Source organism: Aeromonas sp. 604176, assembly GCF_049170755.1.
Taxonomy (GTDB): domain Bacteria; phylum Pseudomonadota; class Gammaproteobacteria; order Enterobacterales; family Aeromonadaceae; genus Aeromonas; species Aeromonas veronii_A.
The window spans coordinates 1-1,084 of the sequence record NZ_JAAKNE010000265.1 but is presented as its reverse complement, the minus strand read 5'-3'; the positions used below and the strand labels follow the sequence as shown (position 1 = coordinate 1,084).

The window sequence follows — 1,084 nt, the reverse complement described above, 5'->3', positions numbered from 1 at the left end:
TATGTTCCTTGCCTCCGAGGTCTGGCTGCACCTGGGCGGAGGCTGAATTAATCCGTAAGGAGCTAAAATGCGTCATTACGAAATCGTCTTCATGGTTCATCCGGACCAGAGCGAGCAAGTTCCCGGCATGATCGAGCGTTACACCGGCGCCATCACCACCTCCGGTGGTACCATTCATCGCCTGGAAGATTGGGGCCGTCGTCAGCTGGCTTACCCGATCGACAAACTGCACAAAGCCCACTACGTTCTGATGAACGTAGAAGCAGAGCAAGCCGTTATCGATGAGCTGGAAACCAACTTCCGCTTCAACGATGCCGTTATCCGCAACATGATCATGCGCACCAAGCACGCCGTGACTGAAGTTTCTCCGATGGCCAAGGCCAAAGAAGAGCGCTTCACCCGTCGTGACGACGAGCGCCGCGAAGAAGCTACTGAAGCTGCTTCCGAAGAGTAATTCTGGATCACTGACTAGAGGATAAAGGCCATGGCACGTTATTTCCGTCGTCGTAAGTTCTGCCGCTTCACCGCCGAGAACGTTACCGAGATCGACTACAAAGATATCGTTACTCTGAAAAACTACATCACTGAATCTGGCAAGATCGTACCGAGCCGTATCACCGGTACCCGCGCCAAGTATCAGCGTCAGCTGGCACGCGCCATCAAGCGTGCTCGTTACCTGGCTCTGCTGCCGTACACCGATCTGCACAACAAGTAAGAATCGGCCCGGCACTTAAGCCTAACTCAACGAAATTTATAGAGGAAAGGTAATGCAAGTTATCCTGCTCGACAAAATCGCCAAACTGGGCGGTCTGGGTGACCAAGTTTCCGTGAAATCTGGTTATGCCCGTAACTACCTGATCCCGCAAGGCAAAGCTGTTATGGCCACCAAGGCCAACATCGAAGCTTTCGGTGCTCGTCGCGCTGAGCTGGAAGCCAAACTGGCTGCCAACAAAGCTGCTGCTGAAGAGCGTGCTGCCAAGCTGGCCGAACTGGCTACCGTGGTTATCGCTTCCAAGTCTGGCGACGAAGGCAAGCTGTTCGGTTCCATCGGTACCCGTGACGTGGCTGAAGCCATCACTGCTGC

At 54.1% G+C, this 1,084-nt stretch carries 3 protein-coding genes; all 3 read left to right on the top strand.

Translation table 11 applies throughout. From position 1 onward, the window contains the following. Positions 1–67 precede the first annotated feature (67 nt). A complete protein-coding gene (rpsF, locus tag G5358_RS21225) occupies positions 68–454 on the top strand; it encodes a 30S ribosomal protein S6 (RefSeq protein ID WP_005308887.1) in 387 nt (128 codons plus the stop codon). A 30-nt stretch (positions 455–484) separates the two neighbouring features. Beyond that, positions 485–715: a 30S ribosomal protein S18 gene (gene rpsR, locus G5358_RS21220; RefSeq protein WP_005308890.1), complete on the top strand. Its 231-nt coding sequence runs from the start codon at positions 485–487 to the stop codon at positions 713–715. A 52-nt stretch (positions 716–767) separates the two neighbouring features. Continuing rightward, the coding region (gene rplI, locus G5358_RS21215) for a 50S ribosomal protein L9 (RefSeq protein WP_421324894.1) at positions 768–1,084 on the top strand (317 nt) is incomplete at its 3' end.